This window comes from Gaetbulibacter sp. PBL-D1, assembly GCF_050509525.1.
GTDB classification, from domain to species: domain Bacteria; phylum Bacteroidota; class Bacteroidia; order Flavobacteriales; family Flavobacteriaceae; genus Gaetbulibacter_B; species Gaetbulibacter_B jejuensis.
In genome coordinates this window covers 131,491-154,536 of the sequence record NZ_JBNWKB010000007.1, presented here as the reverse complement: position 1 = coordinate 154,536, position 23,046 = coordinate 131,491, and the positions used below count along the sequence as shown (strand labels likewise).

Sequence of the window (23,046 nt, the reverse complement as noted above, 5' to 3'; positions counted from 1 at the left end):
GTTTTTTAGTTTGAAATAAAAAAAAAGAGGAGCTGTAAGCTCCTCTTTTTATTTTCCATTAAAAGTATTCATAGTATTGTTTACACCTGCTGTAGCAAATGATTTTATAATCTCAACCGATTTTTCTAAGCGTTCTTTTAGTTGAGTCGATTCTTCTTCTGTCCATTCTCCTAAAACATAATCTACTTGCTTGCCTTTGCTAAAACTATCGCTTATTCCAAATCTAAATCTGTTGTATTTGGTGGTTTGTAATTTGTTTTGAGTGTCCTTTAATCCGTTATGACCACCATCACTACCTTTTGTTTTAAGACGTAGTGTTCCAAAAGGAAGGTTTAAATCATCAGTAATAACTAACAAATTTTCAAGAGGAATTTTTTCCTTGGTCATCCAGTATAGTATGGCTTTTCCGCTTAAATTCATGTAGGTGTTAGGTTTTAATAATAGTAACTGTCTGCCCTTAATTTTATAAGTACATAAATCACCTAATTTTTGAGTTTCAAAAGTAAGCGACTCGTTTTCCGCTAAAAAATCTAAAATCTTAAACCCAATGTTATGGCGTGTGTTTTCATACTCGCTACCAATATTTCCTAATCCAACTATTAAAAATTTCTTCATTACTTGTTCTTCTTCGTTAAAGGAAGTTTGTTTTTTCTTAAATATGTTAAACAGAAATTTACACATTTTTATCAATTTCTGTAAAAGTAAAAAAGCATCCTGAGTTATCAGAATGCTTTTTATAATTTAAACTATTAAGTTTTTTAAGCTTCAGCAGGAGCTTCTCCTTCTGCTGCTGGTGCTTCAGCTCCTTCTTCTAGTTCTTCTTCATCTTCATCATCAGTCATAACTGATGCTCTTGCACGTTTAACTTGACAAACAACAGTGTTGTCTGGGTGCATGATTGTAAAGTCATCACTAGCTAATGCAGTTACATATAATTTACCACCAATCTTTAAAGGTGTAATATCAGCCTCTAAAAAGTCTGGTAAGTTTGCTGGTAAAGCTTTTACTTTTAACTTACGATTGTTCTTTCTAAGAACACCACCATTTAATACACCTCTAGAAGTTCCTATAATGTGAACAGGAATTTCCATAGTAATTGGTTTGTCTGGGAATAACTGGTAAAAATCTATGTGTAAGATTTTATCTGTTACTGGGTGAAACTGGATGTCTTGTAACACAGCATCGAAAGTGTCACCATTGTCTAAAGCAATCACAACTGTATGCGCGTTAGGCGTATAAACCAGTTTTGAGAATGCTAATTCATCTGCAGAGAAATGCACTGGTTTATCTCCTCCGTATAATACGCAAGGAACCTGACCAGCATTACGTAAGGCTTTTGTTGCTTTTTTGCCCACGCTTTCTCTTTGAGATCCGTTGATTGTAATTGATTTCATAATTGTTTATTTATTATTACTTATTTGTGTTATGGAAACTTCGTTGATTAAAAATCAACTTGTTTTCATTATTTATATAATTATTAAAAATTACATTACAAATTTTGAACTAATTGATTTGTTGTAATGTACATTTTGCATTACATCAGCAAAAAGTTCAGCACAGCTTAAAATTCTAACTTTTTCACAAGCTTGTTTAGAAGGGATCGAATCGGTAACAATTAATTCTTCTAACTTAGAATTTTCTATTTTTTCATAAGCACTTCCAGATAGAATTGGGTGTGTACAAATAGCTCTTACACTTTTTGCGCCTCTTTCCATCATCAAGTCAGCTGCTTTTGTTAGCGTTCCTGCCGTATCTACCATATCGTCTACAAGAACAACATTTTTACCAGTAACGTCTCCAATTAATTCCATATGTGAAATAACATTGGCCTTGGCACGTTGCTTGTAACAGATAACTACATCACTTTCTAAAGCTTTAGAATAAGCATAAGCTCTTTTTGAACCTCCCATATCAGGAGATGCAATGGTTAGGTTATCTAGATTTAAGCTTTTTAGATATGGTAAAAATATTGTAGATGCAAATAAATGATCTACAGGTTTTTCAAAGAATCCTTGGATTTGATCAGCATGCAAGTCCATAGTAATAATACGTGTTGCACCAGCAGCTTCTAACATTTTTGCTACTAATTTTGCAGCAATAGGAACTCTAGGTTTGTCTTTTCTGTCTTGTCTTGCCCAACCAAAGTAAGGTAAAACAGCAGTAATGTGTCTTGCAGATGCACGTTTTGCTGCATCTATCATTAACAACATTTCCATTAAATTTTCAGGACCAGGATGTGTAGATCCAATAATGAAAATTCGGGTTCCTCTTATTGATTCTTCGTATGATGGCTGAAACTCACCATCGCTGTAAGTTGATGTAATAACATTACCTAATTTCACTCCAAAATTAGCTGCAATTTTCTCAGCAAGTTCTTTACTTTGAGTACATCCAAAAATCTTTGCTTCTGTGCTTACATTTGGCATTTGTAAAATATTGTTTTGTAACGTATTAAATCGCCTTTGTTAAATGAGGTGCAAATTTAGGAATTTATTTGAACTGAAAAAGCATAAAACCCACTATTTTTGATTGTTGGTATAGAATTATTTTATAGTTTTGCAATCCAAATTTGCTCAAGTGGCGGAATTGGTAGACGCGCTGGATTCAAAATCCAGTTTCTTCGGAAGTGTGGGTTCGATTCCCACCTTGAGTACTTAATTTAACCGTAAATCATTTATATTGAATGATTTACGGTTTTTTTTATTTGCAACTTAGTCATTGATTAGTCAAATAATTTATTATGAATCATAAAGAAGTTAAGGAGCTTCTTAACGAAGCGGAAAGATGTTTTAGAATAGAATATATTCAAGAGAAGATTATGTTGTTATACTTGAGGAGTTAGAAAAGGAGATTGTTAAAGCAGAAAACAATTTGTGGAATAAAAATGGCAAAAATATTAAACTATAGTTGTCTTCGTGTTGTAGGTAAGTTATTTTTGGTCATTAAATACTGGCCAAGCTCTTCCTAAAAGTAAAAGTCCTGCAAACCAAATAATTATTCCGAATATTATGTCAATCATCAGAAGAGCTATTAGTGTTAAGAGGCTTTTCATCCTTTTTTTGTGTCATTTTGTCAAAAATAAATTACTGAAGTGTGAAAATAAAGATATATTAGCTTTTCTCCCCTTAAATATATTTTTTTAATTTCTGATTAAACTCTATAATTTTATGAAAATACCAAGTCTATTGATTACTATTACCAAAGGATTATTCAAAAACATTTTATATGTTGCTATTTTTTTTGGGTTCTTATTTTTGTCTTTTGGTTATACGAATTTTATAATTACTGGAGAATCTGCCTGGAAAGAAGTTTTTAAAGTTGCAGGCTCAATCATTTTGTCAAGTGGTGTATTTATGGCTATTGCCAAATCGATACAATTTACAGATATTTTCAAAGACGAGTTAAGAAAGGTTATTTATTCAACCGAGCATTTAATTTTAAGAACAGACTTGGAGGATATTTGGCAAAAAGTTACTGATTCATTATGTCAGCAAAAATTTTCAGCTATTAATAGAAAACTCCTGAAAAATATTAAAGATTATTATCTACCAATAAATCAAGATTATTATTACAAAGACTATAATTTAGATGCTGATATTGAAGTTGACCAAGAAAATGATGGATATGTTTTAATTCAAGAGGAAACAAAAGTAATCGTGGTTGTAGAGAATAAAAAAGGATGTGATTATACTTTCTCAGGTGTAATCCCTTACCCTGAAGACGATAATAATAGGACTTTTTATGAGTTATATGATTTAGAGATTAATGGTAAGAAAGTAGAATTAAAAAATAATCTCCATTTAAAAACTACTAAAGCAAATGGTTTTATTAGTGTGGATTTTAGTTATCATTGTAACTCATCTAAAACAGAATATACTATTGTTAGAAAAGAAAGAAAAAGGTATGCATTATCCGTCAATCCATATAGATCACACAGAGCTGTTTGTTTATATAATAATTTTTTCTTAGATTTAAACTATCCAAAAGACATGGAAATTGAATGGATTGATATGGGAGTTTTGGGTAAATGGAGTAAAAACAGAAGAGATACTAATTCTTCAAATAGAATTAAAGCTCAGTATAATGGATTGATTTTTAGAAATCAAGGATTTTTATTAATTTTTAGTTAAAATTCTTGAGTATGCGTACTTTTGCATAATATTTGTCGTTTTTATCACACAACAATTAAATAAACATTATATGAAAAATCCAAGAGACATAGTGACGGGGTGAATAAAGCTTAAAGCATAATTTTAAATTATGCTTTATTTACAGGCGAAAGACTTTTATAACCTAACAAACTCTTAATTAATAGTAAAAAGTTTACAATGGGTTCTGAAGAATATATTTCTGAGTTAAAACATTTAAAGTTTAAATATGAATATTTATCTTTGTTAAGTAAGCTTTCATTAAGTATATAGCCCAACGCTTCTAACAAAATAAACAATGCCCTAGCTAAAACTAGGGCATTGTTATAATTTGCTGTACATCTTTTTTAATCTCAGGATTCTTTTTTAGATGCTTTTTCTTTTTCATTACTCAATAAATACATTGCACCAAATCCAACAAGCATCCAAATCATTCCTGATGTATTTGAGGTATTATCTGAAGGTTTAGTAGGTGGCTCATTAATTATATTAATTCCTGGATCGCTTATAGTATTTTGCGTAATCTGTAACATCTCTATTACTAAACTAGCAGGTAAGTTTAACTGCAGCTGAATGTACTCGTTTGTATTTATTGTTTTAGAAGTTAATCTTGACGATACCGAAATTGATTTTTCTTGGATGTAATTGTTTAGTTCTGTTTCTAGTAAGTTTATTTGGAAAGTTAAAAACTGGTTTCTTACTTTCAAAGCATTCATAGTAAGCCCATTTTCTCCATTTATTAGTACGAATGATCTGTACCATTTGATCAATCCTAAAAACTCATTCACAGAATTATAGTAATCAGTGAAATCACCTATAGAAGGTGTTTGATTGTTAAATTGCTTTAATCTTAAAAAATATTGCTTAAAAAATGGTAAAAAACGGTGCTCTACCCACAAGTCAAGCATGTTTTCTTCGTACTCATTTAAAGATACCAATTGTTCAAAGTATCCAGACTCCCTAAACAAGTTGGCGGAACCATTATTGTTTCCAATGCCAAAAGTAAAACCACCTCCATCAAATGCATCGTGTGCGATCTCTAAAATAAATAATGGATTATGGGAGACTTCCACAATTGCGGAAACAACATTGTTTATTGTTTTTTTCAACCAGCTAAAAAAGCCTCTTAAAGCTGCTGGATTTTCAGGGTAAATTTGGGTTTTCATAACATATAAATTTATATCAAATATATATAAAAACTATTAAAAATGAATAATGAATAGATGTTATCTATTTTGTGCTGATTAATAAATGACCTAACAAGTAATATTGATAGAATGTTGAAGTAGAAGTTGTTGCACTACAACTTTTTGCCTCTTAACACAACTAAAAAGCAAAAAAAGTGGTGTTTTACTGTTACTAAAGCCTGGTGTAGCTATATAGTTGCACTACAACGTTGTACAACCATATTATAAACTGGAGTATAAAAAATCCGCTAGATTACATGAAAGAGCAGTTATATACAATTTACCAAAAGTTAGAAATTAATATTTGAATATTTATCTAAGTCCTTTCCGTATTTAAAGGCTGTTATTTCTGTAATGGTATTGTGTTCTGCGCTATAGTGTACTTCTACAAAGAACCTATCAATTGCGTAGCAGTTTATTCTTTGTGTTTTAGTTATGTAGTTATCCAAGAAAACACCCTTATCCCAAACAGTAGCATGCTTTTCATCTAATGTGAGTGAATTAAATTCGTATAAGGTCATTTTTTAATTTATAATCTCTTAAAAATAGATAATATTCTTTTTTCTATAGAACGCTAATAGATTTTTTTAGAAACTATTTAATGTTAAGAACTTGTTGAAAAGATTTACATCAATCATCCTAATTAAGAGGGTTTTATGGTTAAATTTATCTTGCTATTAAGAATAAAAAAACAATTAATTATGGCTACAACACAAAGTACAAAGGCAAAGACAATTAGATTAAATCCGAGTGTTATTGCTAAAATTGAAAAACTAGCAGAAGAAGAAAACCGTAATTTTTCAAATATGGTTGAAACTATTTTGCTGAAGGTCGCAAAATGCCCTAATTTAATTAGGACATAGAAAAAAACAAAGGGTACTACGCCAATAGTACCCTTTTATTTAACACGACAGAGAAGCGTGTTTTAATATTACTTCTCTACCAAATACAATTTAGTAAAATGAGTGTTACTCGCACAACTACTAAAACTGTATATGTAACGGTTAAAACCCCATACGGAACTAAGAGAGTTCCTATGAAGGTTACAACCAAAGTAACTACCTCGAGGTAGTTTTTACAGTAACGCTAATTGATTGAACAATAGTATTTCTCTTAGCGAAAAAGTAATCTAAAGACTTTAAAAATATATCTAAAGTTGAAAGTTACATTAAGATTGGCTTCATAAACCATAACTTAAACACTCCAATAGATTACATTAATCAAAGCCAATGTTACAGCATTGGCTTTTTTAATATACGTAAAATTAACGTTTTAGTCGTAAACTATGCGACTTTTAGTGTTAATTTTTTTATTTTTTATTAACATATAAGCACTTATATATGTATTTTTGATTTAAATAAATGCTTTTATAAAAATATGAACAAAAGGGTTAAAGAAGTTATCGTTGCTATTCAGAACAGTAAAATTGTCTATGCAGATACTAACCTTAATACTTTTGTTAGGATATTAAAAGTTCTTGAGCCAAATACTCCGTCAAAGGATACTTTAAAAAGACATCTTGATTTAAGAGGGTTTTACTACTTTACGACAGATTTTGGAACAGCGTATCATATTTGTAGATATGACAATCCAAATTATGTAGGTCTTAAAAGAAATTAGTAGTGTTTAACTTTGAATATCTTATAATTATCAAATTCAATAGGAAATTCTTCTCTCCTTATTAAGGTCCAATAACTCGGAAAGCTTTCATCTTTAACAAACTCTGTTATCTTTCTTAGGTTTCCAAACGTACAATACAGTTATGTGGTTGTGCTGCCACGCTGCCCAGCCATATAGACTAAAATTATATATGTGTTTCTATAAATGGACTGAATAATTTATTATTTTAACTTCATAAATAAAGAAGGTGTACCAAAAATGTAGGAATGATGATTGATATAATATTCAGTATAGTGGTTTGGTTCATAGGTCTTATCCTTCTGGGAAAGGCATGGGAAGTCTTTAATAATGATTCTGAATAGTTTTATTACACTAAACTTACATTGTTTTGTTGCTTTTAGGTGCTGAAGGAAAATATTGTTGTACAACAATATTTTGCAATTTCTATTTTTAACTATTTTGTTTTTAGGTTTTTATGATATTCATGAGGTGAGGTTGTGCTGCAACTAACGTGCTTTATTTTTGCGTTAGTTTACGTTTATTTTTCTAAAAATATCCTCTAAATCATTACCGTAAACACCTTCTTTCTTTAATTCATCGTCTGAGCGACCATTTGTCAGATCCCAAATTTTAGCGAAAACTCCCATTTTACGTAATTCCAAAACTTTCTTTTTTATGATTTCTACGGATTGGTTTTCCATGTCTGGTATTATCAATACTTTATGACCTATTAGGCAATTGTATTTTTCGCGTTTAAAACCGTTTTTGCCACCATAAGACAACCAGGTATATCTAGGTAGTAAAATAGATCCCACTATTGCAGTTTTCTCACTTTCTACCAAAATAATGGTCTGCCTTCCTTTAAGGTTGTCAATTATTAAATGTTCACCAAAAAGGCAAGAATAAAAACCGTCTTTATTAGTGTATATGTGATTAAACCTTTCTGTTCTTCTTCCATTTCTTTTATAATAGGATAATTTGCATTTTTGAACCTGGAGGTTCTTATTTATCTCCCAAAACATAGCTGCGCCATCGCTATGTGTACCAATCAAATAGTCTTCTTTAACGTTGTCTGTTTTTACGTTCCCATACGTTTTTCGCAGGTATAAAAGTAAGTTGTTCTCTGGCTTAACTAGTATTGATTCTATGGCAATTTTTTCTTCAATAAAGTTTTGTTTTGACTGTTCATGTTTCTTTTCAAGCTTTTTTAAATTTTGAAGTGGAGTATAGTTGTATAATTGCTCGTACCTTCCTAAAGTATCATTGTAAGTGAAGCGATTGCCTTCTTCATCCTCATAAATAGGAGGTGGTAGCGTTGCTTTGCTGCAGCTATGACAAAATCCAAATTGTTCTGGCAACCCTATATAGTTAACAAACTTTAAGCTGCCACTAGATCCTTTGTTTTTTTTATGGCAGCATGGTGTGATTAGATTAGGGTTTCTTTTGGTTGAAAATTTTAAATCTAACTTGATTCTTTTCATCTTTAATTATATTTAAGGTTCTTGGAAACATGAAACTGGAAACTTTTTAAGAATATCCCTTTGTTTAAAGGTGTTATTGACGTTTTTTTAAAAACCTGAGTTTCCTTTAAAAATTCAACTTTTTCATTTTTAACATATTTAGGAAACTTTTTGAGTAAATAGGAAACTCTGATTTTTCAAGTTATAATGTGGGTTTTGGGCAGTTTTATGAGTTAGTTTCCTGTTTCGTATGGTGGTAAATACTTTTTAAAGAGCTTTGAAACTTGACCTTTGCTTATATTTAGAATTGATTTTATTACAGTTTGAGCATTATTAACGTTGTTTTTTGTTGCTCTGGTGATTAATTCTTTCCTGAAATCATTTTCATTTATTTTTTCTGGCTTTTGCTCTAAAATTAGTTTGAAATTGGTATAATAAAACTCTATTACTAAAATTGATAATTTTACCGTTTGTTTATTAATAGAATTGTTAAAAGTTTTTGTTTTGGCGTTTTTTATTAAATGAATTAAAAGAATCATTTTATGAATATTGATTTCCATTTTTGAAGTATAAGCCTTAAGGATTTTTGGTAATTTTTCCTTTCTTGAAATTAATTCCTGAGCATATTTCATAAGTTCTTTTTCAGCTTCTATAGAATAGCCTATTCTTTGTTTTTCAGCTGCTCTCTCAAGTCCAAATCTTTGATCTAAAAGGCTTATTAATCCTAACTTATAATTTTCATAGACTAGAGGGCTTAAGTTTTCTTTTGACAGTAAAGTGTTTTTTGTCAATTTATTAGTGAACAAAATGCGGTCAATCAAACCACTTTCTAAATTGCCGTTTGAAAATAGTTTAGGAGTAAACTCGGTTTGTATTGCACCCAGCAGTGTTATGTAAGATTCTGGTAACCTAAAGCTTTGAGTAGTTTTGCGTGAAATATCTATATGGGAATTGGTATTCCCTTGTAAAAAAAACACTCTCCATTCACTACCCTGAGTACTGTTGTTGTCAGCCATTTTTGTAATTAATCCCATTAATTCATCCATATAGACACCTATCGAATAAGGGTTGTTAAAATGACTATATATAGCTGATTCAATAGTAGCATTTTGAAGAAGTAACTGTTTCCTTCTAACTTCTAAATCTGAGTTGTTGTTTACTGTTTCTTTTAGTTTTTGAGTATCTAATCTGAAATCATTATAAAACCTGTCGTCATGATCTTTTAGAGGTTTTGTTGCTATATTCATAGGCTCAGATTTTGTATCTCCTCTATCTGAAATTATAGCGAAGTATAGATTTGCATAATTTGTGTAGTTTAGAATATGGGTATTGAACGCTAACCCAGCTGCATTACTATACGCAAACAAAATTGAGCTAAACATAAATTCTTTAGGTATTCTTTTGTGTTTAAAATTTTCATTTATAAACTCTTGAAGTTCTGAGGGGAGAGATAAAAGAATCGCTTCAAATTGATTCAAAGCTTTTTGTTTGTCATCAACTATTATGTCATTTATATTTTCTTCAATCTCTGCTAATGTTGGAAATTCTTTACTATCTTTACCTTGATTTGTGACTAAATCATTGGTGCTGTTTTCAGCGCCTTTTTTCTTTTCTACCATATTCTTTTTGGATTAAGAGTTTAGCGCTTTTAATATTTCGGATTTCAGATAGTAAACACGATTACCTATTTTTTTTGACGGTAATTTTCCTTTCTTGGTGTATGACCATAATGTTGAAAGGTTTATACTAAGTAACTGACAAGTTTCTTCTCTTGTTAGCAAGCTGTCACTATTATCAGTTTTGCTTAGTTCTTTCTTGAAATTTTCTAATTCTTTTTTTACACTGTCAGATATTAAAGTTGAGAGCTCTGAGGGTGTTGTTTGGATGATTTTTACTTCACTCATAATAATTGTTTTTTATTGTTATGAGTGTAAAGGTTTTAGGGATTGATGAAGGATAAAATCCCTAAATTGATTTTTAGATTGATTTACTCCTTTTTAAATTTAATTTTTTGTAAATAATCTTTAATGTTTTCAGTGTTTTTAGGGTATTGTAGGTGATTAGGTTCGTTTAAACATATTTTAATATATCTAACAATTGTATCAACCTTTTCGGTGTCAAAGTTGATAAACTTCATTATTAATCTTGCGGTTGTGTTTATGCTATTATTTTTAACTAGATGTGATAATAAGCCAGTTTCGTATAAATAAGCTAACTTTTCTATATCGTTTAGTTGGTTGTCGAATGACACCTTTTCAGAAGTAACCGCAAATTTACTATTCTCAATTCTAGTAAGTTCGTTTTTAAGAATTTTTATTGCCTTTTTTAGATTCCTTTTGAGTGCATTATATTGTCTTACATTTAAAAAAAGAATATATGCATCACAACCTAACTCAAATTCAGGTGTGATGTTTTCTATTTTGATTAAACTATTCTTAAGAAAGTATTTCATGTTTTTTATCTGTACTTTTATGTAATCTTCCTCTTCATACCCTGTTAAAACATCATTATAATTGGACATATCTCTTAGTACACATTTTACCAAGACATTATAGTTAGTGCCTTTAAAATGGTAGTATTCTTCCTCTGTAGCTCTCTTAACTAGTTCGTTGTACTTTTCTTGTATTTCACCAACAATATCTTTTTGGTATAAATTATTAAAGTATTTTTTTGGGTTTTTATATAATTTTTCCCAAATTTCTGGAGCAGAATTTAAATTACCCTCATCATCCAAGCCAATGCCAGATATTTCTGCAAATGCTTTGTACCCTAAATCATCTAAATTCGAATAAAGCTCTTCAATAGTCATAAACTCTTTTTTAAAGAATTGAACATATTTTTATAAATAAGATTAGTAAAATCCTCATTTGACTTTCCTATATATTTCAAAAAATCTTTTTCTGATACATGACCTGTAACTTTCATTATCAATGAGTTAGGCATTTGTCCATAATAATTTGAGGCAAAAGAACGTCGGCAAGTATGTCCAGTAATTAATTCATATTTTTTGTAAACACCTTTCTTTTTCCGGTTTGTTTCAGGGTCTAATTTATAGTGTTCTAATTCTTGATCTATACCGCAAATTTCACAAAGTTTTTTAACATATTTGTTGAAGTTTACTTTTGAAATTTTATATGGGAATCCATCTTTGATTACTTCTTCGGCAATTGGATTTAAGGGTACTTCTATTATTTTATTTCCTTTTTGTTGTGAAAACCTAATTAATCTAAAATCATTATTTATTGATGTGTAAAAGTTCTTTTCAGTGATTCCTAACAAATCATCAAGTCTTTGTCCAATTTCACAACCAAATAACAACCATTTTTTCACGTTTAATAAGCTTTTATTTTTTATCTCAGAATCACGAATTTGCACTAATTCTTTTCTGTTTAAAATGACAACATCTTCTTTTTCTTCCCTTAGAGCTTTTATGTGTCTTAATTGAGGGTTTATTAAAATACCATGTCCTTCAGCTTCAAAGCAAATTCCTTTTAGATCGCTTATTTTCTTGTTAGCGGTACTAATTTTGTAGTTTTCATTGTTTAGTAACCAATTGCTAAACCTGTTTATATAGTCTCTATCGATTGACTTTATTGATATATCTTTTTCGTTATTGTATTTTTTTAAAACAACCTTAAGGTTTTTATAGCCTTTAATTCTGTTTTGAGAAAGTCCAATAGAGCCTTTGCCATTTTTCCTTGTATGCGCATTTTCTAGAATGTAATCTATAATTCCAAAAACTGTTTCAAAAGGATTTTTGAAGTCAGTTCTGTTGAAGAATTGCCTTATTTTAGTTTCAACCCATAATCCGTCAATTATTTTTCCCGAAGAATTATCCTCATTATATTCATCCAAAATATAACTTTCAAGCTTTAACAATTTAGACTTGATCTCTTTTGTGGATTTATCTTTTGTTATTGGGTAATTTGTTTTCTTGCTCCAATTATTAGGGTTGATAACTAATCCAGTTTTTCGTTTCACATTGAATTTTGTGCTGTCAGAAAATCTGAGATAAATTGGAGCTGAACTCTTTTTGCTTTGTAAATAATACTTTGTGGCTGCCATTGATACAAATATATTATTTAGTCATTATTTAGTCAAAAAAACTGCAATTTAATTCAATTTATATATATGTGTTTATATGATTTTGATAATATTATGTTGACTTACAGTGTTTTTAAATGTATATGGGTTTGTTTGAATTTAAATTTTCGATTCCCACCTTGAGTACTAAAAGCTTCAAGTTTATATTAACTTGGAGTTTTTTTTTACAACTTTTTTATAACATGAGTTACAATTCCCCAAATTTGAAAATCGTTATCATTGGTTACTAATAATGGCTCATAAGCAGGGTTTTCTGGTTGAAGGTAAACACCTTCTTTAGTCACTCTCAAACGTTTTACAGTAAATTCGCCATCAATAAAACATACTGCAATTTTATTGTGTTGCGGTTCTAAACTTTTGTCTACAACCAGTAAATCGCCATCATCCAATCCTGCACCAATCATGGATTGACCACTTACTCTAGCATAAAATGTAGCTTCTTTGTTTTTAACTAAAGTCTTGTCTAAACTTATTTTAAATTCTTTAAAATCATCAGCAGGTGATGGAAATCCAGCAGAAATACCTGTTTGCGCAAGCACAACTTCTAAATCGTGAGAATCATCAGGAGAGTAGAATTCTAATGCGTTTTTTGGTGTTAAGAATTTTAATGACATTTTACAGTAAGTATTTCGTTAATATTTGTGGTGTATCTTGGAGATAATCGTTCTTGACGCATTTTCCAGGTGCGTTTTAAATCTTGATTACCTATTTTTATTTTGTAGGTTTCATATTTTTGGTTTAATACATCAATAGAGTGCATTAATGAAGAATGTTTTGGATTTTCATGAATAAATAAATCTAGTTGATGATTGTCAGTTGGTACCAAGCCAGTAACAATAACGCCAGCGCGCTTGTACTTAATTCCAGATTTATAAATTTCAGAAACTGCTTTTACAGCACATTGGCTAATAGTTAACGAGGAATCGGTTGGGTAGGGTAAAGCAACCATTTTGCTCGCTTTATGTTGTGGTAGTTCTTTTTTATGTCTGTCGCTACTCAGTAATACTACTATTGCATGACAACGCGATTTTTGTTTTCGGAGTTTTTCAGCACAACTAGTAGCAAATGTAGAAATACGCTCTTTTATGTTTTCTAGGTCTGAATAGGTGTATTCAAAACTTCGGGTTGTAGCAATAGAGCGTTTAGGTTCTCTGTATTCTAAAGGTATTTTAGAGATGCCTTCTAAATCTTTTTTTAATCGCCATTCAGTAATTGAAAAATTAGATTTAACCCATTCATCTGAAAGTTGAGTGAAATCAAAAGCGGTATGACATTGCTTTGCTTTTAATCGTTTTTGTAGCCTGTAACCAATTCCCCAAACATCTTCAATCTTTAGCCATTTTAAGGCTTTAATGCGTTTTTCTTCAGAGTCAATAACATAAACGCCTTTGGTTTGCTTAGGAAATTTTCGTGCTATTTTATTGGCTACTTTAGAAAGTGCTTTTGTAGGTGCAATACCAACACAGGTAGGAATTCCTGTCCATTTTAATATGCGTAGCCTAATGTCATTTCCGTAGGAATTAAAGTCATAGTTTTTAAACCCTTTAAATTGTAAAAAGGCTTCGTCTATACTATACACTTCTACATCTGGAGTAAATTGTTCTAATATCTTCATAACACGACTACTCATGTCGCCATACAATGGATAGTTTGAAGAAAACACATGAATATTGTTTGCCTTAAAAAACGCATCATATTTAAACGCAGGAGCTCCCATGGGTAAACCCAACGCTTTGGCTTCATCACTACGCGATATTACACAGCCATCATTGTTTGATAATATTGCAACAGGCTTATGATTTAATTGAGGTTGGAATACGCGTTCGCAAGAGGCATAAAAATTATTACAATCTACAAGTGCAAACATGCGTATAAAATTAATGCAAATGGCTTTATAATTATAATTTTTTGTGGGTCAGTTATGTTAAAATTTGTTTTGCAGATACGTTATTAATTGTAACTTTGAATTAACCCAAATACAATAAACGATGCTTGACGATTTTTTGTCCAACTTACAACATGGAATTTACCATATCCTAAACGTAAATGCCTACGAACACATTGTTTTTTTAATTGTGTTAGCAGTGCCTTATTTGTTTAAGGACTGGAAACGTATATTACTTTTAATAACAGTTTTTACTTTAGGGCATACCGTTTCTTTGCTGTTGGCTACTTACAATGTAATTAGCGTTAACAGTAGTTTGGTTGGTTTTTTAATACCACTTATAATACTTGTTGTAGCACTTTATAATGTATTTACAGCAGGTAAAAAAGCGCATAACGAAAAGGTCGGTATACTATTTTTGTCAACGCTATTTTTTGGTTTAATACATGGCTTAGGTTATGTAGGCACTTTTGAGTCTCTTATAAAAGCATCAGATAATAAATTACTTTCGGCATTAGAGATTTCGTTAGGTATAGAAGTAGGGCAAATTATAGTTGCTTTTATTGTTGTGTTTTTAGGATTCTTATGTCAAACCATTTTTAGGTTTTCTAAACGCGACTGGGTTATGGTTGTTTCTGCTATAGTTGTTGGGTTACTTATACCAATGCTTATTCGAAGTAATATATTTTCGTAGAAATTATATTTTTTTTGATAAAATTTTAACGCATAATTATTATAAATTAAACTGCGAAGCACTTATATTCGTTAAATGTTTGATTTTAAACGCACAATTCAAATTAATTAATGCCAAAAGAAAAACAATTAAGATACGATAAAGCTTATCTTAGAATAGCAAAAGAATGGGGAAAACTGTCACATTGCAAGCGTAAACAAGTAGGCGCTTTAATAGTAAAGGACAGAATGATAATTTCTGATGGTTATAATGGTACACCAACTGGTTTTGAAAATTACTGTGAGGATGATGAAGGCTACACAAAATGGTATGTATTACATGCCGAAGCCAATGCTATTTTAAAAGTAGCAGCATCAACACAGTCTTGCAAAGGAGCAACACTTTACATTACGTTGTCACCATGCAAAGAGTGTAGTAAACTTATTCATCAAGCAGGTATTGTTAGAGTAGTGTATAGTGCTGCATATAAAGATGATTCAGGTTTAAAGTTTTTAGAAAAAGCAGGAATTGAATTACAATTAATAGAAGATGTAAAAGCATAATGTCATTTCAAAAAAAATACATACCACTTATTATAGGTGTTGCTGTTGCAGCAGGTGTTTTTATTGGAGGTAAATTAAACTTTACAGATACTTCAGATAGATTATTTACATCAAATAGTAAAAAAGATAAACTCAATAGGTTAATAGACTATATTGATTATGAGTATGTTGACGAGGTAAATACTGATAGTATTGTTGATGTAACTGTAAATGGGATTTTAGACAATCTCGATCCACATTCTACTTATATTCCAAAAAGCGAATTACAACGTGTTACCGAAAACATGAAAGGTGATTTTATTGGTATAGGTGTAAGTTTTTATACTTATAAAGATACTGTTACAGTAATAAGACCAACCGAAGGAGGTCCGAGTGAGAAAGCAGGAATAAAAGGTGGTGACCGAATTATTATGGCTGATGGCGATTCTATTTTTGGAAGAGAATGGAGTAATGAAGCTATTATTGAAAAACTTAAAGGCGAGAAAAACACCAAAGTTCATTTAAAAGTTTTAAGAAAAGGAGAGGACGAACTTCTAGATTTTACTGTAAAACGAACCGATATTCCTATTAAAAGTGTTGATGCTGCTTATATGCTTACCAACAAATTGGGTTATATAAAAATCAATCGTTTTGCAGAGTCTACCTATAAAGAATTTAAAAAAGCATTAGATAAACTACAAAATCAAGGTGCAACCCAATTGGCATTAGATTTAAGAGATAATCCAGGAGGTTTTCTTGGAGTTGCTGAACAAATTATAGATGAGTTTTTAGAAGACGATAAACTGATTTTATTTACTAAAAACAAATCAGGAAAAATTGAGAAAAGCTACGCTACGCGAAGAGGCGATTTTGAAGAAGGTGAAGTTTATATTCTTATTAATGAAAACTCAGCATCAGCAAGCGAGATAGTTGCAGGCGCTTTACAAGATAATGACAAAGGAACCATTGTTGGTCGTCGTTCTTATGGAAAAGGACTGGTACAACGCGAAATGGCTTTAGGAGATGGTAGTGCTGTGCGCTTAACGGTTTCAAGGTATTACACACCTACAGGACGTTCTATACAACGACCATATCATAATGGTAATAGTGACGATTACTATAACGATTATTACAAGCGTTTAAGTAGTGGAGAGTTGAGTGAACAAGAAAATATAAAGGTTGCCGATTCTTTAAAATTTACAACACCTAACGGAAAAGTGGTATATGGTGGAGGAGGTATTATTCCTGATATTTTTGTGCCACTAGATACTAGTATTCAAAACGAAACCTTAAACTACATAAGACGTAGAGGTTACATAAGTAATTTTGTATTTGAAGAATTAGATAGAGATCGAAGTGTTTATGAAAACGTAACTAAAGACGATTTTATAACCAATTTTGAAGTAAGCGATGACATTGTTATAAAGTTTCAGGATTATCTAAACCTAAAAGAGCGTACTAAAATCACATTTGTAGCGTATCATGATGCAATGAAGCAACTTATAAAAGCAGACTTAGCAGACCAGTTATATGGTGGAAATGCCAGTGAGCAAATTATAAATGAAAAGGATGAAATGATTTTAGAAGTGATTAAGCTTAGTGAAGATGAAAACTTCTAAACCTTATCATGCACATGGCTTTGCTTACCATTATTCCATAACGTAAGAATATCAGTCGCTACTTGTGCACCACTACCTGATGCAATAGCGAATTGACTTCTCCAACCAGCTAATGTGCCAGCAACATATAAACCTTCTTCTATTAAATGATCATCGTTTTTAAGCCAAATACGGTCTTTTTCTATAGCAGCTCTTGGGTGAGGTTCTACATAGTTTTCCAATCCTTTAATAGATAAAAGATTGGTGTAGCCAACAGCTACAACCACAGTTTTAGATTGATAACTACTTTTATTGGTAGTAACAGTAAAATAGTTGTCAGTTTTAGAAATCTCTAAAACTTTTTCGTTGTCTATCTGTTCAACATGAGGATAACGAGATGCTAAATGCATTTTACCATTTTCTAGAATAGCTTCTCCTGTAGTGCCTTCGGCTAAACCAAGTACATTATAAAATAAAGCGTTTTGTAAATGAGACGCTTTTTGATGCACAATAATACCTATTTTTTTGTCTTCAGCGTAGGGCTTTAATTTAGCAGAACCTAACACTAATGCGCAAGACATACCTGCTGCTCCACCTCCAATAATTAAAGTGTCAAACATTATTTATTCTCTTTAGTTTTTTTCTCAATTAATTTTGAGGTTCTCAATATTTGTAACAAAACAATTGCGCAAAGTGAGGTTAAAATAGTGATAAGAGCAATAACACTTTGTCCTTCAAAAGGAGCATTAACATCTACTTGAGTGATATTAAAAATTATTAATGCACTAGCAATAACAGTTACTATTATGGTGAAAATTTTCATTTAATATAAGTTTTAAACAACTTCAAACAGCGCTTTAATGTTGTGAGCAAACAGTTTTACAGCGATTGCTAATAATACAACACCAAACACCTTACGGATAATATTAATTCCGTTTTGGCCAATTAAACGCTCAATTTTAGAAGAGGTTTTTAATACTATAAATATAATAATTACATTTAGTACTACAGCAATTATAATATTTTCAATTCTATATTCAGCACGCAAAGAAAGCAGTGTGGTTAAACTTCCTGGTCCTGCAATTAATGGGAAAGCCAAAGGGAACACCGAAGCTGTCATAGCAGTGTTTTCATCTTCTTTGTATAAAGTGATACCCAAAATCATTTCTAAGGCAATAAAGAATAAAATAAAGGCACCAGCTACTGCAAATGAGTTAACACCAACACCAATTAATGACAGAATTGTTTTTCCTAAAAACAAAAACATAATCATTATAATACCAGCAATTATTGAAGCCTTTTCACTTTGAATATGACCTACTTTTTTACGTAAGTCGATAATGATAGGAATATTACCAATAATATCTATTACAGCAAATAATACCATAAAAGCCGTAAATATTTCTTTAACATCGAATTGCATCAGAATAGGGTTTTAAATTTTTTGCAAATTTCGGTAATTATAAATGAAATATGCTATTAAATAACAGTAAAGTTTATTTGCTTTTTTTATGCTGAATATAACCTATATTTGCTGCATGTTTCAGTTAGGAAAAACCATAGTTTCAGAAGATATTATAGAAAATGACTTTGTTTGTAACCTTTCGGCATGCAAAGGTGCGTGTTGTATTGATGGTGATGCAGGAGCTCCATTGGAGGAAGATGAGACAAAAATTCTAGAAGATATTTATCCTAAAGTAAAGCCTTTTTTAAGAAAAGAAGGGATTGCGTCAATAGAAGAACAAGGTACTTTTATTACCACAGAAGATGGTGAGTTTGAAACGCCTTTAATTGATGGCGCTGATTGTGCTTATGTTATTTTTGATAAAAAAGGAACTGCACTTTGTGCTATTGAAGAAGCTTACAACCAAGGAGAAGTCAACTGGAAAAAACCAGTATCTTGTCATTTATATCCTATTAGAGTTAAGGACTACAGCGAGTTTTCAGCAGTTAATTATAATAGATGGCACATTTGTGATGATGCGTGTACGTTGGGAAAAGAACTTCAGGTTCCTATATATAAATTCGTAAAGGAAGCACTAATACGAAAGTTTGGAGAAGATTGGTATATGGAGCTCGAAAAAGTAGCTCAAAAACAAGACCGATAGTTTTAAGCAGTTCTTAAAGCTTGAGTTTGTATAGGGATATCAATAATTACTTTTGTACCAACAGGTTTTTGTTGGTTGTCATAAAGATCATCTATCTTTAATTTGTACTGACTGGTATATCCTTTTGAAAAGTTTGATAATCGTGCTTTTGTTATAGCAATACCTACTGATTTTCGTTTTAATAGTTTACTCTTATTAATTTTTTCAGATTCTTTTCTACCTATTCCATTATCAGAAATAGTAACAGTAACATAATCATTAGAAGATTTTGTAACATGAAGGTCAATTTTTTTATTGTCCTTTTTGGTAGATAACCCATGCCAAAGTGCATTTTCTAAAAAAGGTTGAAAAATCATTGAAGGTACTTTTACACTTGCGGTATTTATCGTGTCGTCAATATGAATTTTAAAATTGATTTCGTTAGAAAAACGAATGTTTTCAATATTCATGTAAAGCCTCATAGTGTCCAACTCGTCTTCTAAAGAAATTTCCTTTTCGGTTGAAGCAATGAGTATTTTTCTAATAAGCTTTGAGAATTTGTTTAGGTAATAAACAGCGTTTTCTTTTTCGTTGTTTATAATATAGAGCTTTATTGAGTTTAGAGAATTAAAGATAAAATGAGGGTTCATTTGACTCCTTAACATATCTTGCTCTAAGGTTAAAATTTGTTTTTCTTGCTCTAGTTGTCGTTGTCTGTTAAGTGTAATTATAACTCCAGCAACAAGTATTAGGCCTACTAGTGTGTACCAAAATATTTTTTTGTTTTTCTCAAGCTTGGATTTTACCATTTCATTTTCGCTAGCAAGCGCACGAATTTGATTGTTTTTTATTTCGTTTTCATACTGAACAATAATATCATTAACATACTGTAGGTTTCTTTCGTTTGAGATGGTTTCTTCAAGCTCTATAGAGGTTTTGTAATGCTGCATAGCAGTTTTATAGTCTCCTTTTTTGGTGTATAAATCAGATAAATGTTCATTGGCTTCAACTACTGCAGATTTTAATCCGTAAGTTTCTCCAACTTTTAATGCTTTTTTTAAGTTGTCTTCAGCTTCAGCATCTAAATTTAACTCTATTTGAGCCCAACCTAAGTTGGTGTAAGACGAAGCAATATAAAATTGGTCTCCAACCTGAAGTGCTTTTTCTAGAGCATCTTCAAGTATGGTTTTAGCATCGTTATATTTACCTTGTTTGATGTAGATTTTCCCTATACTATTAAAGCAAATTACGCGTCCTATTTCGGAGTCTATTTCGTTGTTATACTGTAATGAAGTTTGGTAATCTTTTAAAGCGTCTTCTAAGTTGCCCTTGGCTTCTTTAGCATATCCAATGTTTTGATAGTTTATGGCTAGTCCTAACTTATTATTAGCTTCGGTTTCAAAAACTAGAGATTTACTAAACTGTGCAATTGCCAAGTCGTATTGTTTTAATGCTAAGTAGATATTACCCATACTATTTTGAGAAACAGCTATACTGTGTTTCATTTCCTCTGATGGGTTTTTGAACGAATTAGCAATATCCAATGCTTTTTTATGATAATCTAAAGCGGGTTTTACTAAGTCCATCCTACGATACACAACACCTAGCATGTTTAGATTAATAACTTCTAGTTCTTGATTTTTTGCTTCTACAGCAATTTCTTTTGATTTTAAATGAGTTTCTATTGCTTTATCATATAGCGAGACATTTCGGTATATAGTTCCTAGTGCATTTAGTCCATAGCTTTCACCTTCAAGATATTCAAGTTTTTTAGACTTAGAGACTAGCTCTTTCATAATAATGCTGTCGTACTTGGTTCTATAAAATATAGAGTCTAAAACAGTGTAAGAGTTAGGTTTTGTGTCTAAAACATTTTCAAGTAAGACTTTAAAGTCTGTATTTTTATTGTTTTGAGCGCTTATACTTAAAATACCTATGCAATTAACGCATAGTAACAAGAAAATGACTAGAGCTTTTTTACTGTAAGTTGTATTTGCCAATAAATTGTGCATGCTATAATTTTTCTAAAAAATCAGATTTACGTTGTCTGGCTACAGGTATTTTGTGGTTAGATTGCATAACAACATAGCCTTCATTTTTTATAAACTCTTTTATCTTATTAAGGTTAATAATAAAAGAGTTGTGTATTCTAAAAAAGTAATGTTCTGGTAAAATTTCGTTGACTTCTTTTAATTTTTTTGTAGCTACAATTTTTTGTCCATCGGCTAAAAATATAGTGCTATAATTTCCATCAGATTCAACAAATAAAATATCATCAAGAGTAACGAATATGAGTTTTCCATCGGTATTAATGGTAATCTTTTTTTGGTCAAATTTAGCATTAAAGTTTATGAGAGCCTTTTCGATTTTTGATGAATTTAAAAGTCTGGAATTAAACTTTTTGATTTTTTTTATTGTGTCTTGAAGATCATCAGAGTCTATAGGTTTTAAAAGATAATCTATAGCTTCGTGTTTTAAAGCTTTAATGGCATATTCATTATATGCTGTAGTGATTACAACAGCAAAATCCTTGTGTTGTAACTTGTCTAAAAATTGAAATCCATCCATTGCTGGCATTTGAATGTCTAAAAACAGACAATCAGGAGTATTGTATTCTAAGTATTCTAGGGCAACTTCAGGGTCAGAGAATGTTTTTGTTATTTCTATCTCATTACTAAAATTAGTTAATTCCCAAGATAAACTTTGAATAGCTTTTGGCTCATCGTCAACTATTACAGCTTTTATCATAATATCAAATATAACAATATATTATCTGCAACTTTAAATATATGTGTGGTTTGACAGAGTTTTTGTGTAATATGTTAAATATTAACGTTAAATAATGCGTTTTTGACAAAATAAATCAAATTCCTACTTACCAACTATACAATTTTCATAACCATTTATACAAACCTAATTTACAAACCAATTTAATTTATAGATATTTGGTGTAACAAATTTTTATAGAAACCTAACCATAATATAAAGTGATCGTGGGGATTCACTTATCTGATTAAATGCTATTAATCAACAAATAAAAGTCAGGTTTATTCCTGACTTTTATATTTTCCACAGGGTTTAAGGTGACTATCCTTTTAATTTAAATAAAAAGTTTTAGTTAGTTTAGTTAATTATTGGGGAAAAAGAGAGCTTGTCTAGGCTCTCTTTTTTGTTTTGTAAGTTTTCTCGTATTACTTTTGGTTAAATCGCAATATGCACATAGCTCAACAAAAACAAATCATACCTGTGGAAATTACTGAAGATTTACTAGCAAGCAAAGGCAAGCGTTTTGTTAACCATCTTATAGATTTAGTGCCACAATACGCAGTTATATATGGACTGTCTTATGGGTTTTACTATTTAGGGGAGTTTACAGGAAATTATGCATTGAGTGATTGGTTTAATGGAATGTCTACAGTAATGGACTACGTTTTTACTTATTTACTATTACTTATCTATTACACCTTAATGGAAGGGTATACCGAAAGAACATTAGGTAAATATGTAACAAGAACAAAAGTCATTAAAATTGACGCTGAACCTATAACGTTAAAAGATGCTTTTATAAGAAGCCTGTGTAGATTAATTCCTTTTGATATGTTATCCTTTTTAGGAACAAATGGTAAAGGATGGCACGATTCTATCTCAAAAACTTATGTTGTTGACATTGATAAATTTGAATCTAAAAAGCAAACCGAAATTAACCTTGAAGCTATTGGTAATACTCTAATCGAGTAAACTA

Annotated in this window: 25 protein-coding genes and 1 tRNA gene; 9 read left to right on the top strand and 17 right to left on the bottom strand. The window is 30.7% G+C overall.

All coding sequences use genetic code 11. The features are described from left to right. Positions 1 to 48: 48 nt before the first annotated feature. From pth to ACQ0RB_RS07860, 3 genes are all read right to left on the bottom strand, one after another. On the bottom strand, positions 49 to 681 hold the full coding sequence (gene pth, locus ACQ0RB_RS07870; RefSeq protein ID WP_131508746.1) for an aminoacyl-tRNA hydrolase: 633 nt from the start codon (positions 679 to 681) through the stop codon (positions 49 to 51). Between the two features lie 77 nt (positions 682 to 758). Beyond that, complete coding sequence (locus ACQ0RB_RS07865; protein ID WP_262733301.1) at positions 759 to 1,394, bottom strand: 50S ribosomal protein L25/general stress protein Ctc; 636 nt, start codon at positions 1,392 to 1,394, stop codon at positions 759 to 761. 90 nt (positions 1,395 to 1,484) lie between these two features. After that, entirely contained in the window at positions 1,485 to 2,426 is a 942-nt protein-coding gene (locus ACQ0RB_RS07860; protein WP_129760882.1) for a ribose-phosphate pyrophosphokinase, read from the bottom strand. Positions 2,427 to 2,571: 145 nt separating this feature from the next. On the opposite strand from ACQ0RB_RS07860, the gene ACQ0RB_RS07855 reads away from it, so the two are divergent. Both ACQ0RB_RS07855 and ACQ0RB_RS07850 read left to right on the top strand, forming a co-directional pair. Continuing rightward, positions 2,572 to 2,653: transfer RNA gene (locus ACQ0RB_RS07855), tRNA-Leu, on the top strand. A 514-nt stretch (positions 2,654 to 3,167) separates the two neighbouring features. Next, positions 3,168 to 4,130 carry a hypothetical protein gene (locus tag ACQ0RB_RS07850; RefSeq protein WP_430497644.1) on the top strand — a complete coding sequence of 321 codons (963 nt, stop codon included), beginning with the start codon at positions 3,168 to 3,170 and terminating at the stop codon, positions 4,128 to 4,130. A 371-nt stretch (positions 4,131 to 4,501) separates the two neighbouring features. Here the strand turns inward: ACQ0RB_RS07850 and ACQ0RB_RS07845 are convergent, their stop codons facing one another. After that, positions 4,502 to 5,314: a hypothetical protein gene (locus ACQ0RB_RS07845; protein WP_430497642.1), complete on the bottom strand. Its 813-nt coding sequence runs from the start codon at positions 5,312 to 5,314 to the stop codon at positions 4,502 to 4,504. A gap of 311 nt (positions 5,315 to 5,625) precedes the next feature. Beyond that, the gene (locus ACQ0RB_RS07840; protein ID WP_430497640.1) at positions 5,626 to 5,856 is read right to left on the bottom strand and encodes a hypothetical protein; all 231 of its coding nucleotides are present in this window, start codon (positions 5,854 to 5,856) and stop codon (positions 5,626 to 5,628) included. A 180-nt stretch (positions 5,857 to 6,036) separates the two neighbouring features. Between ACQ0RB_RS07840 and ACQ0RB_RS07835 the strand changes: the two genes are divergently transcribed. Next, positions 6,037 to 6,198: a hypothetical protein gene (locus ACQ0RB_RS07835; protein ID WP_430497638.1), complete on the top strand. Its 162-nt coding sequence runs from the start codon at positions 6,037 to 6,039 to the stop codon at positions 6,196 to 6,198. Between the two features lie 514 nt (positions 6,199 to 6,712). Continuing rightward, positions 6,713 to 6,955, top strand: a complete 243-nt coding sequence (locus tag ACQ0RB_RS07830; protein WP_430497636.1) for a hypothetical protein — start codon at positions 6,713 to 6,715, stop codon at positions 6,953 to 6,955. Between the two features lie 527 nt (positions 6,956 to 7,482). On the opposite strand, the gene ACQ0RB_RS07825 is transcribed toward ACQ0RB_RS07830, so the two are convergent. From ACQ0RB_RS07825 to ACQ0RB_RS07795, 7 genes are all read right to left on the bottom strand, one after another. Continuing rightward, complete coding sequence (locus ACQ0RB_RS07825; protein ID WP_430497634.1) at positions 7,483 to 8,436, bottom strand: DUF6371 domain-containing protein; 954 nt, start codon at positions 8,434 to 8,436, stop codon at positions 7,483 to 7,485. Positions 8,437 to 8,648: 212 nt separating this feature from the next. Further along, positions 8,649 to 10,034, bottom strand: a complete 1,386-nt coding sequence (locus ACQ0RB_RS07820) for a DUF3987 domain-containing protein (RefSeq protein ID WP_430497633.1) — start codon at positions 10,032 to 10,034, stop codon at positions 8,649 to 8,651. A 12-nt stretch (positions 10,035 to 10,046) separates the two neighbouring features. After that, entirely contained in the window at positions 10,047 to 10,319 is a 273-nt protein-coding gene (locus tag ACQ0RB_RS07815; protein WP_430497631.1) for a helix-turn-helix transcriptional regulator, read from the bottom strand. Positions 10,320 to 10,402: 83 nt separating this feature from the next. After that, the gene (locus ACQ0RB_RS07810; protein WP_430497629.1) at positions 10,403 to 11,224 is read right to left on the bottom strand and encodes a hypothetical protein; all 822 of its coding nucleotides are present in this window, start codon (positions 11,222 to 11,224) and stop codon (positions 10,403 to 10,405) included. Then, on the bottom strand, positions 11,221 to 12,480 hold the full coding sequence (locus ACQ0RB_RS07805) for a tyrosine-type recombinase/integrase (protein ID WP_430497627.1): 1,260 nt from the start codon (positions 12,478 to 12,480) through the stop codon (positions 11,221 to 11,223). Before ACQ0RB_RS07805 ends, ACQ0RB_RS07810 begins: the two co-directional genes overlap by 4 nt. A 203-nt stretch (positions 12,481 to 12,683) precedes the next feature. Continuing rightward, positions 12,684 to 13,133, bottom strand: a complete 450-nt coding sequence (locus tag ACQ0RB_RS07800) for a LexA family protein (RefSeq protein ID WP_131508755.1) — start codon at positions 13,131 to 13,133, stop codon at positions 12,684 to 12,686. After that, positions 13,124 to 14,386, bottom strand: a complete 1,263-nt coding sequence (locus ACQ0RB_RS07795) for a Y-family DNA polymerase (RefSeq protein WP_430497626.1) — start codon at positions 14,384 to 14,386, stop codon at positions 13,124 to 13,126. The genes ACQ0RB_RS07800 and ACQ0RB_RS07795 overlap by 10 nt, the downstream gene beginning before the upstream one ends. A 121-nt stretch (positions 14,387 to 14,507) precedes the next feature. On the opposite strand from ACQ0RB_RS07795, the gene ACQ0RB_RS07790 reads away from it, so the two are divergent. From ACQ0RB_RS07790 to ACQ0RB_RS07780, 3 genes are all read left to right on the top strand, one after another. Next, positions 14,508 to 15,098 (top strand): HupE/UreJ family protein, encoded by a 591-nt coding sequence (locus ACQ0RB_RS07790; protein ID WP_129760885.1) that lies wholly within the window; start codon positions 14,508 to 14,510, stop codon positions 15,096 to 15,098. Positions 15,099 to 15,208: 110 nt separating this feature from the next. Next, positions 15,209 to 15,640: a deoxycytidylate deaminase gene (locus tag ACQ0RB_RS07785; protein WP_129760886.1), complete on the top strand. Its 432-nt coding sequence runs from the start codon at positions 15,209 to 15,211 to the stop codon at positions 15,638 to 15,640. Continuing rightward, on the top strand, positions 15,640 to 17,238 hold the full coding sequence (locus ACQ0RB_RS07780) for a S41 family peptidase (RefSeq protein ID WP_430497623.1): 1,599 nt from the start codon (positions 15,640 to 15,642) through the stop codon (positions 17,236 to 17,238). Before ACQ0RB_RS07785 ends, ACQ0RB_RS07780 begins: the two co-directional genes overlap by 1 nt. On the opposite strand, the gene ACQ0RB_RS07775 is transcribed toward ACQ0RB_RS07780, so the two are convergent. Genes ACQ0RB_RS07775 through ACQ0RB_RS07765 form a run of 3 tightly spaced genes read right to left on the bottom strand, consistent with a single transcriptional unit; the run spans position 17,235 to position 18,640 of the window. Then, positions 17,235 to 17,837, bottom strand: a complete 603-nt coding sequence (locus tag ACQ0RB_RS07775; RefSeq protein ID WP_262733295.1) for an NAD(P)/FAD-dependent oxidoreductase — start codon at positions 17,835 to 17,837, stop codon at positions 17,235 to 17,237. The genes ACQ0RB_RS07780 and ACQ0RB_RS07775 overlap by 4 nt on opposite strands. Continuing rightward, the gene (locus ACQ0RB_RS07770; protein WP_430497621.1) at positions 17,837 to 18,040 is read right to left on the bottom strand and encodes a hypothetical protein; all 204 of its coding nucleotides are present in this window, start codon (positions 18,038 to 18,040) and stop codon (positions 17,837 to 17,839) included. The genes ACQ0RB_RS07775 and ACQ0RB_RS07770 overlap by 1 nt, the downstream gene beginning before the upstream one ends. Before the next feature lie 12 nt (positions 18,041 to 18,052). Further along, positions 18,053 to 18,640, bottom strand: coding sequence for a MarC family protein (locus ACQ0RB_RS07765; RefSeq protein ID WP_129760890.1), 588 nt, complete (start codon positions 18,638 to 18,640; stop codon positions 18,053 to 18,055). A 115-nt stretch (positions 18,641 to 18,755) separates the two neighbouring features. On the opposite strand from ACQ0RB_RS07765, the gene ACQ0RB_RS07760 reads away from it, so the two are divergent. Further along, positions 18,756 to 19,325 carry a DUF3109 family protein gene (locus tag ACQ0RB_RS07760; RefSeq protein WP_131508842.1) on the top strand — a complete coding sequence of 190 codons (570 nt, stop codon included), beginning with the start codon at positions 18,756 to 18,758 and terminating at the stop codon, positions 19,323 to 19,325. Between the two features lie 2 nt (positions 19,326 to 19,327). Here the strand turns inward: ACQ0RB_RS07760 and ACQ0RB_RS07755 are convergent, their stop codons facing one another. Together ACQ0RB_RS07755 and ACQ0RB_RS07750 are read right to left on the bottom strand one after the other, a co-directional pair. Then, positions 19,328 to 21,316 carry a tetratricopeptide repeat-containing sensor histidine kinase gene (locus ACQ0RB_RS07755; RefSeq protein ID WP_430497618.1) on the bottom strand — a complete coding sequence of 663 codons (1,989 nt, stop codon included), beginning with the start codon at positions 21,314 to 21,316 and terminating at the stop codon, positions 19,328 to 19,330. 1 nt (position 21,317) lies between these two features. After that, positions 21,318 to 22,052 carry a LytR/AlgR family response regulator transcription factor gene (locus ACQ0RB_RS07750; RefSeq protein ID WP_131508762.1) on the bottom strand — a complete coding sequence of 245 codons (735 nt, stop codon included), beginning with the start codon at positions 22,050 to 22,052 and terminating at the stop codon, positions 21,318 to 21,320. A 465-nt stretch (positions 22,053 to 22,517) separates the two neighbouring features. Here ACQ0RB_RS07750 and ACQ0RB_RS07745 point away from each other — a divergent pair, with 465 nt between their 5' ends. Continuing rightward, positions 22,518 to 23,042 carry an RDD family protein gene (locus tag ACQ0RB_RS07745; protein ID WP_430497616.1) on the top strand — a complete coding sequence of 175 codons (525 nt, stop codon included), beginning with the start codon at positions 22,518 to 22,520 and terminating at the stop codon, positions 23,040 to 23,042. Positions 23,043 to 23,046: the final 4 nt, after the last annotated feature.

What these genes read in the sequence shown, in the direction of transcription:
- ACQ0RB_RS07795 (WP_430497626.1), bottom strand. Translation starts at nt 14,386, where the DNA reads ATGTTTGCACTTGTAGATTGTAATAATTTTTATGCCTCTTGCGAACGC.
- ACQ0RB_RS07850 (WP_430497644.1), top strand. Translation starts at nt 3,168, where the DNA reads ATGAAAATACCAAGTCTATTGATTACTATTACCAAAGGATTATTCAAA.
- ACQ0RB_RS07770 (WP_430497621.1), bottom strand. Translation starts at nt 18,040, where the DNA reads ATGAAAATTTTCACCATAATAGTAACTGTTATTGCTAGTGCATTAATA.
- ACQ0RB_RS07815 (WP_430497631.1), bottom strand. Translation starts at nt 10,319, where the DNA reads ATGAGTGAAGTAAAAATCATCCAAACAACACCCTCAGAGCTCTCAACT.
- ACQ0RB_RS07765 (WP_129760890.1), bottom strand. Translation starts at nt 18,640, where the DNA reads ATGCAATTCGATGTTAAAGAAATATTTACGGCTTTTATGGTATTATTT.
- ACQ0RB_RS07810 (WP_430497629.1), bottom strand. Translation starts at nt 11,224, where the DNA reads ATGACTATTGAAGAGCTTTATTCGAATTTAGATGATTTAGGGTACAAA.
- ACQ0RB_RS07745 (WP_430497616.1), top strand. Translation starts at nt 22,518, where the DNA reads ATGCACATAGCTCAACAAAAACAAATCATACCTGTGGAAATTACTGAA.
- ACQ0RB_RS07780 (WP_430497623.1), top strand. Translation starts at nt 15,640, where the DNA reads ATGTCATTTCAAAAAAAATACATACCACTTATTATAGGTGTTGCTGTT.
- ACQ0RB_RS07825 (WP_430497634.1), bottom strand. Translation starts at nt 8,436, where the DNA reads ATGAAAAGAATCAAGTTAGATTTAAAATTTTCAACCAAAAGAAACCCT.
- ACQ0RB_RS07860 (WP_129760882.1), bottom strand. Translation starts at nt 2,426, where the DNA reads ATGCCAAATGTAAGCACAGAAGCAAAGATTTTTGGATGTACTCAAAGT.
- ACQ0RB_RS07775 (WP_262733295.1), bottom strand. Translation starts at nt 17,837, where the DNA reads ATGTTTGACACTTTAATTATTGGAGGTGGAGCAGCAGGTATGTCTTGC.
- ACQ0RB_RS07840 (WP_430497640.1), bottom strand. Translation starts at nt 5,856, where the DNA reads ATGACCTTATACGAATTTAATTCACTCACATTAGATGAAAAGCATGCT.
- ACQ0RB_RS07805 (WP_430497627.1), bottom strand. Translation starts at nt 12,480, where the DNA reads ATGGCAGCCACAAAGTATTATTTACAAAGCAAAAAGAGTTCAGCTCCA.
- ACQ0RB_RS07760 (WP_131508842.1), top strand. Translation starts at nt 18,756, where the DNA reads ATGTTTCAGTTAGGAAAAACCATAGTTTCAGAAGATATTATAGAAAAT.
- ACQ0RB_RS07800 (WP_131508755.1), bottom strand. Translation starts at nt 13,133, where the DNA reads ATGTCATTAAAATTCTTAACACCAAAAAACGCATTAGAATTCTACTCT.
- ACQ0RB_RS07755 (WP_430497618.1), bottom strand. Translation starts at nt 21,316, where the DNA reads ATGCACAATTTATTGGCAAATACAACTTACAGTAAAAAAGCTCTAGTC.
- pth (WP_131508746.1), bottom strand. Translation starts at nt 681, where the DNA reads ATGTGTAAATTTCTGTTTAACATATTTAAGAAAAAACAAACTTCCTTT.
- ACQ0RB_RS07835 (WP_430497638.1), top strand. Translation starts at nt 6,037, where the DNA reads ATGGCTACAACACAAAGTACAAAGGCAAAGACAATTAGATTAAATCCG.
- ACQ0RB_RS07865 (WP_262733301.1), bottom strand. Translation starts at nt 1,394, where the DNA reads ATGAAATCAATTACAATCAACGGATCTCAAAGAGAAAGCGTGGGCAAA.
- ACQ0RB_RS07750 (WP_131508762.1), bottom strand. Translation starts at nt 22,052, where the DNA reads ATGATAAAAGCTGTAATAGTTGACGATGAGCCAAAAGCTATTCAAAGT.
- ACQ0RB_RS07785 (WP_129760886.1), top strand. Translation starts at nt 15,209, where the DNA reads ATGCCAAAAGAAAAACAATTAAGATACGATAAAGCTTATCTTAGAATA.
- ACQ0RB_RS07845 (WP_430497642.1), bottom strand. Translation starts at nt 5,314, where the DNA reads ATGAAAACCCAAATTTACCCTGAAAATCCAGCAGCTTTAAGAGGCTTT.
- ACQ0RB_RS07790 (WP_129760885.1), top strand. Translation starts at nt 14,508, where the DNA reads ATGCTTGACGATTTTTTGTCCAACTTACAACATGGAATTTACCATATC.
- ACQ0RB_RS07820 (WP_430497633.1), bottom strand. Translation starts at nt 10,034, where the DNA reads ATGGTAGAAAAGAAAAAAGGCGCTGAAAACAGCACCAATGATTTAGTC.
- ACQ0RB_RS07830 (WP_430497636.1), top strand. Translation starts at nt 6,713, where the DNA reads ATGAACAAAAGGGTTAAAGAAGTTATCGTTGCTATTCAGAACAGTAAA.